Source organism: Corallococcus silvisoli (assembly GCF_009909145.1).
Lineage (GTDB): Bacteria > Myxococcota > Myxococcia > Myxococcales > Myxococcaceae > Corallococcus > Corallococcus silvisoli.
The window spans coordinates 210,632-222,399 of the sequence record NZ_JAAAPJ010000003.1; the positions used below are offsets into that span (position 1 = coordinate 210,632).

10 protein-coding genes are annotated in these 11,768 nt (G+C 69.5%); 5 read left to right on the forward strand and 5 right to left on the reverse strand.

The annotated features are described in order from the left end of the window. Window positions 1–2 precede the first annotated feature (2 nt). Both GTY96_RS07375 and GTY96_RS07380 read left to right on the forward strand, forming a co-directional pair. Window positions 3–1,106: a hypothetical protein gene (locus tag GTY96_RS07375; protein WP_143899390.1), complete on the forward strand. Its 1,104-nt coding sequence runs from the start codon at window positions 3–5 to the stop codon at window positions 1,104–1,106. 170 nt (window positions 1,107–1,276) lie between these two features. Next, window positions 1,277–3,415 (forward strand): FUSC family protein, encoded by a 2,139-nt coding sequence (locus GTY96_RS07380; protein ID WP_161664286.1) that lies wholly within the window; start codon window positions 1,277–1,279, stop codon window positions 3,413–3,415. Here the strand turns inward: GTY96_RS07380 and GTY96_RS07385 are convergent. Then, window positions 3,390–4,532, reverse strand: a complete 1,143-nt coding sequence (locus GTY96_RS07385; RefSeq protein ID WP_161664287.1) for a tetratricopeptide repeat protein — start codon at window positions 4,530–4,532, stop codon at window positions 3,390–3,392. The genes GTY96_RS07380 and GTY96_RS07385 overlap by 26 nt on opposite strands. 121 nt (window positions 4,533–4,653) lie before the next feature. Between GTY96_RS07385 and GTY96_RS07390 the strand changes: the two genes are divergently transcribed. After that, complete coding sequence (locus tag GTY96_RS07390) at window positions 4,654–5,760, forward strand: hypothetical protein (protein ID WP_161664288.1); 1,107 nt, start codon at window positions 4,654–4,656, stop codon at window positions 5,758–5,760. 28 nt (window positions 5,761–5,788) lie between these two features. Here GTY96_RS07390 and GTY96_RS07395 read toward each other — a convergent pair whose 3' ends face one another. Next, complete coding sequence (locus GTY96_RS07395) at window positions 5,789–7,105, reverse strand: glycoside hydrolase family 2 TIM barrel-domain containing protein (RefSeq protein WP_161664289.1); 1,317 nt, start codon at window positions 7,103–7,105, stop codon at window positions 5,789–5,791. Between the two features lie 271 nt (window positions 7,106–7,376). Here GTY96_RS07395 and GTY96_RS07400 point away from each other — a divergent pair, with 271 nt between their 5' ends. Then, window positions 7,377–8,615 (forward strand): MFS transporter, encoded by a 1,239-nt coding sequence (locus GTY96_RS07400; protein ID WP_161664290.1) that lies wholly within the window; start codon window positions 7,377–7,379, stop codon window positions 8,613–8,615. Window positions 8,616–8,954: 339 nt separating this feature from the next. On the opposite strand, the gene GTY96_RS07405 is transcribed toward GTY96_RS07400, so the two are convergent. Together GTY96_RS07405 and GTY96_RS07410 are read right to left on the reverse strand one after the other, a co-directional pair. Continuing rightward, window positions 8,955–9,101 (reverse strand): hypothetical protein, encoded by a 147-nt coding sequence (locus tag GTY96_RS07405; RefSeq protein ID WP_161664291.1) that lies wholly within the window; start codon window positions 9,099–9,101, stop codon window positions 8,955–8,957. Window positions 9,102–9,429: 328 nt separating this feature from the next. Then, window positions 9,430–10,104: a hypothetical protein gene (locus GTY96_RS07410; RefSeq protein WP_161664292.1), complete on the reverse strand. Its 675-nt coding sequence runs from the start codon at window positions 10,102–10,104 to the stop codon at window positions 9,430–9,432. A 61-nt stretch (window positions 10,105–10,165) separates the two neighbouring features. Between GTY96_RS07410 and GTY96_RS07415 the strand changes: the two genes are divergently transcribed. After that, on the forward strand, window positions 10,166–11,212 hold the full coding sequence (locus tag GTY96_RS07415; RefSeq protein ID WP_161664293.1) for an AraC family transcriptional regulator: 1,047 nt from the start codon (window positions 10,166–10,168) through the stop codon (window positions 11,210–11,212). A gap of 107 nt (window positions 11,213–11,319) precedes the next feature. On the opposite strand, the gene GTY96_RS07420 is transcribed toward GTY96_RS07415, so the two are convergent. Continuing rightward, window positions 11,320–11,697, reverse strand: coding sequence for a hypothetical protein (locus GTY96_RS07420; protein WP_161664294.1), 378 nt, complete (start codon window positions 11,695–11,697; stop codon window positions 11,320–11,322). Window positions 11,698–11,768: the final 71 nt, after the last annotated feature.

An 11,768-nucleotide genomic window follows, 5' to 3' on the forward strand; every position in this document is an offset into this window, starting at 1 on the left:
CAATGCCGTCGAGCGAGCGCGCCAACCTGCCGCGCTGGAACGGTCAGCGGGGATTTTTCGAGATCTGGTTCCTGGTGGTGCTCGACCCCGGCGGAGACCGCGCCTGGTGGTTGCGCTACACGCTGTTCACCCCGGCCCCGGGCACCGCGGGCGAGCCTCGCGCCACGGTCTGGGCGGCGGCGTTCGACTGCGCTTCGAAGGACCGGCCCGCGGTCGCGCTCAAGTCCATCCACCCGGCCTCCGCCTTCACGGCGCTCCCGTCCGGCGGAGTGCGCATCGCGGACTCGGAGCTGTCGCCCGGCCGCTGCCAGGGACAGGTGGCCTCCGGTGGCCACGCCATCGCGTGGGACCTGCGCTTCACCTCCGAGGGCAGCCTCCCGGTGCGCCGCGAGCCGCGCGGCGCCGCGCTCCTGCCGCTGCCCACGCGCGTCGCCCACGTGCACGATGACCTCTCTTTCGACGGCACGGTGACGGTGGACGGCGAGCGCATCGCCGTGAGGGGCGCTCCCGGCCTGCAGAAGCACCTGTGGGGCCACCGGCGGTTGGAGGAGCTCACGTGGCTGTACTGCCCGCGCTTCCGTGAGGACCCAGCGGCGCGACTGGAGACGATGGCGGTGCGCGCGAAGCGCAAGCGGGGCCACCCGAGGCTGTCCCCCGTCTTCCTGCGCACGCGCGACACGCAGCACACGTTCCACGAAATGCCCAACCTGTTCTTCACGCGGATGACGTCGCCCGCCTCCGGCGAGCTCTCCTTCCGCGCCACGTCCGCGACGGTGGCCGTGGAGGGCCGCGCGTGGTGCGACCCGCGCACGCTGGTGGGCTACCTGTACCGCGATCCCCAGGGCTGGGACGTGCGGGTGGCCCAGAGCGACGTGGCCCGGTGCGAGCTGCAGCTCTTCCGCCGTCCCCATCCCTTCGCCGCGTGGCGTTTCACGCAGCGGCTCACCTCCACCGTGGGCGCGCTGGAGTTCCACGGGCCGGAGCCGATGCCGGGCGTGCGCTACATCCCCTGGGACGGCACCTCGCTTTCGCCCGGGGAGCCGCCCGAGGCAGCGATTGGGGCCATGGCCGGAGCCGCTGGCGAAGCGGCGCGCGGAGCGGGCTGAGCCGGGAGGGGCCGGTCCGCTCCCCTGTCCTGGACGTGCGGGAGGGAGGACCCCGCGGGCCCGGGGCCGCGGGGCCGTCCGGACAGGAGGGGAAGGGGCGGTCCCTGTCTGTGGAGCAGGACGTCCATGGCCACCCTCTGGGGTGACGGCTTGCCACCTCCCCGACCTCCATGCACCGGCTGCTGAGACACCTCCAGTCGCTCTTTCGTGTGGAGCCGGGAAGACCGGCGCTGTGGGCGGGCCTGCGGGCCTCCATCTCCACCGCGCTGCCCCTGTGCCTGGCCTTCCTCTCCACCGTGCCCGAAGCCAGCTGGGCGGGCCTCACCGGCCTGCTCGTCACGCTCGCGGACAAGGGCGGCTCGTATCACGCGCGGGCGCGCGTCATGGGCGTGGTGACGGTGCTGGGGTCGCTGGTCGGCATGCTCGCCGCTCCCGCGGGACGGACGTACTGGGTGGACGCGAGCCTGCTGCTGCTGGGCGTCACGGCGGCCAACTTCGCCCGCAGCTACGGCGAGACCGCGGGCTCCGTGGGAGGCCAGCTCGCGGTCATCTTCGTCGTGTCGCTGGGGGCGCCCACCTCCTCCCTGCGCGAAACGCTGCTGCGCGGCGGGGCCCTGCTGATGGGCGGCCTCTGGGCGATGGCGCTGTCGCTGGTCCTCTGGCCGCTCAGGCCCTACCGCCCCGCGCGCCGGGCCGTGGCGCGCGTCTACGCGGGGCTCGCCAGCGCGGCGGAGGAGCTGCACACGGGGACCCTGGACGGGGCCACGGCCTCGCAGTGGGCGGATGGGCTCCAACGCCACGCGAGGATCCGCCCGGAGATTGAACGGGCGCGCGGCGTGCTCGCGGCCACGCGGCGCGGGCGGCCGGACGAATCCCGGCGCGGCGAACACCTGCTGGTCCTGGTGGAGCTGGCGGAGCCGATGGTGGCCCTGCTCAGCTCGCTGGCGGAGGCGATGCAGGTGGTGGGGCGCGACCCGCACATGAACGCGACGCGGGAGCGCGTGGCGCGGCTGTGCGAGGCCTTCGCGGCGATGGACCTGTGGGTGGCGCGAGCGCTGCGGCAGGAGCGCAACGAAGGCATGAGCGCCCCACCCCGGCTGGTGCTGAGGCCCAAGCGCCGGCAACCCGCGAGGATGGCCGCGCCGCCCGTGCGTCAGGGCGCGGAAGGGCCGCTGTCCATGCACGTCGCCGCGCTGCTGGCGCGGCTGCGCGAGTACGCGGGCGTGGCGCACGAAACGGCCTCCGGCCTGCTCTTCGGCGACCCCGTGTCCCAGCGCGGCAAGGGCACGGTGAAGGGCCTCCCGAAGGCGCCTGGGTTCTCCGCGTGGCGGCCCCTGCGCGACAACCTGCACCCGGACTCGCTGGTGCTCCGGCACGCGCTGCGCACGGGGATGGTGGCCACGGCGGCGCTGGGGCTGACGCGCGCGCTGCAGGTGGGCGACGCGCACTGGGTGAGCCTGACGGTCATCTCCATCCTCCAGCCCCACGCGGGGAGCACGGAGGAGCGCGTGCTCCAGCGCACGATGGGGACGCTGGTGGGCGCGAGCCTGGCGGCGCTCATCGCGACCACGGTGCACACGCCGCCCTTGATGGTCGCGGTCATCAGCGTGCTGACCGCCATCTCCGTGGCGCTCCTCCCCCTGAACTTCGGTGCGTTCCAGGTGCTGCTCACGCCGGACTACCTGCTGATGGCCACGCTCAGCTCCGGGGACTGGACGGTCGCGTCGCAGCGCTCGCTGGGCGTGCTCATCGCGGGGACGCTGGCGCTGCTGGGCACGTGGACGCTGTGGCCCAGCCCGGAGCGCCGCCGCTTCCCGGACGCGGCGGCCTCCGCCCTGCGCGCGGACGGGAAGTACCTGCAGCAGCTGGCCACGCACCGCAGCGGCACGGAGCCCGCGGTGAACGAGGAGCGCCGGAGGCTGGACCAGGCGCTCCTGGAGGCCGAGTCGTCCTTCCAGCGGCTGATGACGGAGTACCGTGGCCCGCCCCAGCACCTGGAGCCCGGCATGGCCCTGCTCACCTACACGCGCAGGTTCGCGCTGGCCGTCACCGCGCTGGGCACGGGGCGGTTCGAGGACCGGACGACCTCCGTGCTGCCGCAGCAGTTGGCGCAGCGGGCCAGCGACAGCCTGGAGCTGCTCGCCCGCGCGCTGCAGGAGCGGCGGGAGCCCCCGCCCCTGCCGTCACTGGCCTTGCCGCGCACCAGCGGCGATCCGGTGCTGAGCGCGCTGCTGGAGCGCGTGCCCCGGCAGCTGGGCATCCTCCACGGCGCGGTGGCGCGGATCAGCGAGGATCCGGCGTTGCGCTGACGGCCGGGAGCGCGGCGCACGCGGTCTGATACTCCTGGAGCTTGAGCTGGAAGCGCGCGTGCTCCGGCTCGGGCCACGCCTTCGGCAGCAGGGCCACGGCCTGCTGCTGTTCCGCCAGCGCTTCGGTGCACTGCCTCAGGCCGAAGTGCGCGGCGGCGGCGGTCTCCAGCACATAGGGGTTGAGCGGTTCATGTCGCGCGGAGCGGCGGATCACCGGGCGAAGCGCCGTCAGGGCCGCCGCGTACTGCCCGGACTGGACGCGCCGCCACGCCATCTCGGTGGCCGTCCATCGGTCCTGGGGGGCCATGGCGTAGGCGCGCTCCAGGGCCCGCGGGTACGCCGGATCATCCGGCCGCTGCACGGCGAGCTGCATGGCGAGGTTGCCCCACGCGGCGCTGCTCTCGGGGAAGCGGGCGGCGCGCTGCTGGGCCCAACCCACCTTCTGCTCCAGCGAGAGCTCGCTGGAGCCTCCGCGGTGGAGGTTGAAGGTGATGCCGAACGGGGTGCTCATCGGATGCCCCGCGAGGGTCCAGGGCCGGTAACGGCACGCGCTCAGCTGCGCGATGAGATTGGGTGCGAATGGCAGGGGCCCATCCTCGATGGCCTGGCAGTCCCGCATCCGCCCGTCCGCGTCCAGACGGCATTGGACGATGACCACCGCGAACTCGCGGCTGGAGGACAGGCTGGGCCCCAGGGGGTGGCTCAGGTCCCCTTCGAGCCGCGCGGGCTGGAGGCTCTGCTCCTTCAGGAACCGGCAGGCGGCCTCATGGTCCGCGTCACACGCGGCCTGGAGCTCGCTCAAGGCCTGACGCACCTGGGGTTCGGTGGGCTGCCCCTTCAGGACCTGGGTGGCTTCCTCGAAGACCCCAGGAGCCTGCCCCGGTTCCAGCTCCAGCGTGGGACCGTCCAGCAGAGGCCGTGTGGAGCCGGAGGAAGCGAAGTTCGGGGTCCGGGCGATCCGCTCCTCGACGGAGTTCGGATCCTCCAGGAAGTACTCCATGGCCAGCGACAGGTGACCATGGCTCGCGGTCGGCGGAGGCAAGGCCGGACGAAGCTCGCGGTGGGCACAGCCGGTCGCGACACACCCCAGGAGAAGGAAGACGAGGCGCAAGTGCATGGCTGCGCACTCTATGCGCGCGGACCCATCCGGCACGACCTGTCCGCAGGAAACACACGTCGGCGCGGACCCGACCTCCCACGGCGTTGCCCCCCAGGGGAGAACCCAGAATGCTACGGGGATGCCGAAGCCCCCCAAGCCCTCGTCCTCCTTCTCCGTCGTCGACCGAGGCCGGCCACGCTTAGGAGGGCCCAGTCTGGACCAGGACCCCACCTGGAACCCGTTCAGCGTCCTGAAGGTCGACGTCGAGGGGCCAGAGTCCTTTCCCGTCCGCGCCCCGGCCCGCCACAAGACGCCGCTCCACTTCGTCTGGTACGGGACGGGCAAGCCGAACGACTCGAACACCCGAAGTCCGAAGGACATCGCGGCCCGCTTCTCCGCGTCGGCCACGGTGTACTTCTGGGTCCTGCCGCAGATGGCCCCCGAGTTCGAGAAGGCCCTGGGCAAGCGGGTGAAGGTGCATGGCCTGGACGAGGTCCTGGGCGCTCCGGTCGTGCGCAAGGAGCTGGGGGCGCTCCAGTTGGACAAGCTGGACCAGCTCCTGAAGTTCTACCTGGGCAACCGAGGCCACGCGCCCGCCAAGGACATCCTGACCTTCCTGACGCTGGGCGTGAACGGCGGCTACTTCTTCGACGCGAACTGCGTCATCGAGGAGCCCAAGCAGTTGGAGAAGATGCTCGCGAAGCCCCCCAAGGTCCCCACGTTCCTCAAGCTGGAGGACACGCTCACCTTCAACGCGAAGCCTCCGGGCTTCATGAAGGATGACCTGGCGCTCCAGATGGGGATGCAGGAGGACGACACGGACGAGATGTCGGAGTTCAACGGCACCGACATGTGGGCGATGTACGCGCCGGCACGGCACCCCATGATGTGGACCATCGCGCGCCACTACATCTCCCGGGCGGAGGCGTTTGGTTTCTGCGGGGGCCCCGTCCAGTCCGGGAGCCTGCGCTCCCAGATGCGCAACTCGTTCGTGGACGGAATCCCCCAGCAGAAACGCACCCTCGCGGGCGCGCTGGGCATCCAGAGCATCTATTCGGGCATGGCGGAGCACAAGCGGCGCCACGCGCACTACCGGCCGCAGGACGAGAACTGGGAGGTGGACGCCGTGAAGGACGGACAGATCGAGGGCGGTGGGCCCGTCCTGTCCCCGGCCTCGCTCCACGCCAACTACTGGGTGAAGGCCCTGGGCCTCACCAAGGGCCACGGGGACAGCTGGACCAAGTAGGGAGGCCCTCGCGCCAGGAGCGCTCCGTTCACGGAGAGGCCTGCGCCGCCACGGACGTCGTGGCCGCGACCAGATTTCCCGCGCCGTCCTTCGCCAGCCCATACAGCTTGATGGCGCCCGTCACGACCGGCAGCCGCACGCGCCACGTGCCCGGCGTGGCGCCCTTGCGCGCCTCCAGCGCCGTCACGCGGTCGCGCTCCTCGCGGGTGGGCGCCCCCCGTGCGTTGTAGGCGAACGAGACCTCCAGCGGCGTGGCGGCGGTGACGTCGAAGGCCACGTTCGCCCAGGTGGCCGCGCCTTCCTTCTCCAGGCCCTGGACCTCCAGCCGCACCGGCACCGGCAGCGCGGGCACGGGCTTCGTGCCCGTGTAGGCCTCGCGCACCGCGTGCCACGCCGGCCGCATGGCGGTGCCCGACAGCATGCCCAACCACAGCCCGGTGTGGTCGAACGCCGAGCTGTAGTTGAAGACAAACAATCCCAGACACCGGCCCGCCTGGACCTGGGGCGCCAGCGCGTTGCGCCAGCCGTCCACGATGACGTCGTACTTCTCCGCGTCTCCTGGCTCCTGGGGCACGCCGCGAGCGTCCTTCGGGACCTCCCATTCGCCCTGGGCGCCGAACTCGGTGATGAACCACGGCTTGCGCCCACCGGCCTGCCGCACCGCGTCCGGCAGCGCGTGGATGCCCCGGCCATAGACATTCAGACCATATGCATCCAGCGACGGGACATACTTCTCCCAGAACGGCACGCCCAGCGTCCAGGCATCCACGGACAGCACCGGGTGTCCGGGGTCCGTCTTCTTCACCGCCCGGACCACCTTCTCCAGGAAGCGCGCGTAGGCGACCTTGGATGGCTCATCCGGAGAGTTGAGGATGACCTCGTTGCCCAGGCCCCAGGCAAGCACCGCCGGGTGGTCCTTGAAGCGGCGCACCTGGGCGAGCGTGGCCTGGAGCTGCGCCTCTCGGCCCTTCGCGTCGCGCGCATAGTCGAAGGCGTCATCGTTCTCCATGCCGGCGCGGCCCGGCCGCAGCCACAGGCCCACCAGGACCCGCAGGCCGTGCTTGTGCGCGGCGTCCAGCAGCGCGACTGTCTCCTCACCGGTGCCCCAGGTGCGCAGCGTGTTCACGCCCTGGGCGCGCAGGCGTTCACAATCCGCGTCGAAGTTCGAGGGACCGCCCGTGCCGCTGAAGGTCACGCCTTTCGCCACGTAGGGCTGGCCGTCCACCTCCAGCTTCCACCCCTCCCCTGCCTTCACGATGGAGGTGCGGGCCTCCACGCCCCCCATGGGGAGCAGCAGCGCGGTCACCAGCAGGACACCAAATGCGGCAGGAGGGGCAGTGGCCATGGGATGTGAAAGCCTGGACGAGGAGGAGGTGGGGCTCGAGCGGCATCAAGGATAGACAAACTGTCCGCTTACTCTCTGCTCAGGAGCAGATCCACATCCGTGCGCGTCGATGTCACACAGAAGGCATCGCCAGTTCGGTGCGTCAGACGAGACACAAACCTCCCCGGCACAGGGAGAGGGGCCTCATGGCCGCATCCGCTCCGTTGGCCATCCATGAGCTCCGGCACGCGGTCTCTTTCATCTTCGCGGGGTACGCTCACGGAACACGCCCATGCCCTCCGCCCCCATCCAGTCCGCGGGAAGTCCTCCAGCCCCATCCCGCACGTCGCTGCGTGCACTGGACTGCCTCAATTTCTTCCTCGCCGACGTGCAGACCGGCATCGGTCCCTTCTTCGCCATCTACCTGGCGGCCCACCGATGGAACGAACAACACGTCGGGCTCGCGCTCACGGTGGGAGGCATCGCAGGTATCGTGACGCAACTGCCGGCGGGCGAACTCGCCGACCGCGTCCACTCCAAGCGCTCCCTCATCGCCGCGGGCGTCGCGACCCTGGGCGTGGGCGCCTGGCTCATCGTGAGCTTCCCGACGTTCTGGCCGGAGATCCTCGCCCAGGCCCTTGTGGGAGGTGTCTCCAGCATCTTCATCCCTACCACCTGCGCCATTTCCCTGGGGTTGGTGGGGCCTGCCCTCTTCGACCGCCGACAGGGCAGGAATCAGACCTTCAACTCCGCCGGCAATGTGAACACCGCGATAGTGGCGGGGCTGCTGGGCCACTTCGTCTCGAACTCGTCGGTCTTCTACTTCGTGATGGCCCTCACCGTGCCTACCCTCCTCAGCCTGCGCTTCATCCGTCCCGAGGAGATCGACTTCGAGCGAGCCCGGGGCGCGAAGCCGGACGGCGGGCCCGAGCACACCGCCAGCCTCCGGCAGTTGCTCCAGGACCCCAGGCTGCGAACCTTCCTGACGTGCGCGGTGATGTTCCACTTCGCCAACGCCGCGATGCTACCCCTGCTGGGCGAGCTGCTGGCGAAGGGCCGTGGCCGCGACTCCATGCTGTTCATGTCCGCTTGCGTGGTGACGACCCAGTTCGTCATCTCCTTGCTGGCCTCGTGGGCCGGGCACCGCGCGGGGACATGGGGACGCAAGCCGCTGATGCTGCTCGCGTTCGGCGTGCTGCCTATCCGTGGTGTGCTCTACACCCTCACGCACGACCCCTCCCTGTTGGTGGCCATCCAGGTGCTGGATGGCGTGGGCGCGGGCATCTTCGGGGTGGTGTCCGTGCTCGTCATCGCGGACCTGACACGCGGCACGGGCCGGTTCAACGTCACACTCGGCGCCATCACCATGGCGGTGGGCATTGGCGCCTCGCTCAGCCAGGTCATCGCCGGCACGCTCGTTCACCATCTGGGCTACTCCGCGGGCTTCCTGTTCCTGGCGACGGTCGCGGCGGTCGCCTTCGCGCTCTTCGCTCGGGCCATGCCCGAGACACTCGAACGCCCGTCCACGTAAGCCTGGAGGCAGGAGCGCGGCGTGAGGTCTGGCGGTAGGTCACGACCGTCAGGTCCCCAGCCCGGATTACACGGTCGGCCGAAGCCTCGATGCGCGCTCGTCGAGGTGATGCTTCATTCGGTTGAAACGGTTCCGACTCTCTCTGTGGCCATGTGCCACTTGCGAGCACGCCACCGCGCGATTGTCGGTCCTGCCGGCTCCGCTCCCGCAATCGAACCTCAAGCCATGAGCACAGCCACCTCACGAAGTCGGGACGTTTTCGCAGCGCGCGCCACACGGAGCGTAGGTCATGGAGCAGGCGTTCCATGACGCTCCCGAGCCTTGGCGAGGCTGCCCGTCCTACACGATGCGGCCGTCGACGAGGTTCAGCGTGCGCGTGGCCTTGTTCGCGCTCGCCGCGTCGGTCGTCATCATGACCAGCGTTGAGCCTGCACCGTGCAGTTCCGCCAACTGCTCGAGCACCTTCGCGCCGGTCTTCGAGTCCACGTTTCCCGGGGAGGAAGCCTGAGCTGCAACCCGGACCTCGAGATGACCATCCCGAGCGACGGATACGACCTTCGCTTTACGAACCAGATGGTCACGTAGATGGAGACCGTGGCCATGGCGTTGGCGCGCGGTTCAATCAGCTTCGGATCCACCTGGATGGCGACGCGCGTCTTGGCCTCGTCACGGCGGCGCAGGCAGTCGTGCTCCTTCGCGTAGTTGGCGACGAGGGGTTGAGCGTCGACTGGGTGCTGCGCCCCACGGGGCATGGGATTTAAAAGCCTGGACGAGGAGCGGAGCACGCGCGGAGTGGAGGCACGCGCTCGAGCCTTCAGCGGAACCGGTATCCGAGGTGAACGGTCGGGAAGACGGTCCATGTGTTGCGTGTGTAGATCCCATCCCCCAGGGTGACGTCACGAGCTGCGAGATCGCAGCTCAGACCCACCCATGGCGTGACATAGAATCCTGCGACCACATCGAATCGCCAGCCGGCATTCACCCCCACGGTGAGCTGATTGGGGCGAGCGGCCAACTCCGTGCCATCCCGCCGGACGAGGAGACGGCTGGCGCCCATGTCCACCCCCATGAATCCGCCGTGCTGCTCTCCCCAGAGGAAGTATTGCAGCTTGACGCCATAGCCGTCGAAGGAGGTCTTGAAGCCCTCGTTGCCGTCGAGCCAGTGCGGGATGTCCAGGGCGAATGCTCCCAGGTCGAGCCGCAGACGCCTCCAGGTGATGCCGGCATGGACGGAGTAGCCCCCGAGCGCGTACGCGATGGGGTCGACCTCCACGTCCACGCGGACGGGCGACGCCGAGGGAGCGAGCGCGACCTCTTCGCGGGATGCGGCGAGGACTGGGGTGCTCACGGCGAGAACGAGGCAGAGCAAAGGTGTCGCAGGCAGGGTCCAAGCTGGACGCATGAGGTCTCCGTTCATCGCGGAGACTGCCGCATCCTCGGCCAAGGCCTGGTGACCGCGGACGACAGAACGATTGACCGCGGGCGCCACGCAGGCCTTCGCGAGACTGGGGTCTGTTGCACCCCTGCGCCCCGGGGGCGATAATCGCTCGGTGGTTGCGATCCGCGTATCCGCCCGCATCGGGGCGTTGATTGTTCACGCTGCGAGCGCGGCAGGCGTGGCACCTCAGGCGCTCCAGGCCGCGACGGGCTTCGACCCCAAGTCGGCTGAGGACCCGGATGCGCGGATCCCCCTCGAGGTCGAGAACGCGCTCTGGTCGGAAGCGGAGCGCCTGAGCGGGGATGCCCAGTTCGGACTCCATGCGGCGGAGGGCCTGCGCCCTGGGACGTTCGACGTCCTGGATTACGCCATTCGAAGCGCGCCCACGGTCCGCGCGTCTCTCGAACGCCTCGCTCGCTACAACCGCATCGTTCACGATGCCGCCGCCTTCACGCTCTCCAACAAGGGCGACGTGATGCGCGTCGAGCACGCGTTCCAGGTCGCCGGGATGGCGCCGTGTCGTCACGCGAGCGAGTTCACCCTTGCGTCAATCATCGCGGTGGGCCGGCAGCTCGCCGGAGTCTCCGTTCGCGCACGCAAGGTCGAGTTCATCCATCTCGAGCCCACGTCGACCTTGGAGCATGAGCGCTTGTTTGGCGTGCGGCCCAGCTTCTCGGCACGGGTGAATGCGCTGGAGCTCGACCACGGGGTGCTCGAGCACCCCGTTCTGGCGGCGGACCCATCGCTGTCCCAGGTGATGGAGCGCTTCGCCGAGCTCCTCCTGGCCTCCCGGCCCGTGGGGCCCGAGAGCACCCTCTCACAGGTGCGCCGATTGCTGGCGGCGGCCCTGCCAGAAGGAGCGACGACCCTCGCGGACATCTCGGCGCGACTGCGCATGAGCGAGCGGAGCTTGCAGCGCCGACTCGCTCAAGAGGGAACGAGCTTCGACGGATTGCTGGATGACCTCCGCCGCGAGCTCGCCTCCCGCCATCTCGCCGATCCAAGGATTGCCATCGCGGAGGTCGCCTATCTGCTTGGCTACTCCGAGCCGAGCGCCTTCCATCGCGCGTTCCGACGGTGGACGGGGATGACTCCGAGCGAGGCACGGGGACAGAGCGACGCGCTCCGCGCCCGGCGCGGAAGCCCTGTGCCGCGTTGATGACCTACAGCACGCGGCCCTGTGCCGCGGTTTGAGCGAAGGGAGCCCGATTCGCCAGCGCGGGAATCAGGCTCAGATGACATGACGACGATGACTGCGGATGCGGTCTATCCGGCGCGGCCGTTGATGCAGGCCTCGCTGAGGCCCATGAGGTTATCAAACAAACAGTTATCGTACTTCAGCCCCATCGCGTCCAGTTCCTCCGCGGAAGCTGATTTACAGGCTGGAACGGCCTTCATACAGTCCGCAAGGGCATCAAGCTTCTTCTTGTCGTCGTCCGAGCAGCTATCCATCATGCCCTTCTCACAGCGTTCCATCTGCTCGTCCGTGAATTCGAGCGTGTAGTCGGGATCGTCCGGCACGGCGCCACAGGCCCTGCTCTGGGTATTCGCTTTATTGAATCCATCCTTGAGATTCTCGCACACGCTGTTGCCGCAAGCAGTAAGCGAGGCCATTGCGGCAACGCCGATCAGGATCTTCTTCACGTTGGGTTCTCCTCCTCGGGATGAGGAACTGGTGTTTTTCGGCAGGGTTCATCCCAGTGGGTCATCAGCCT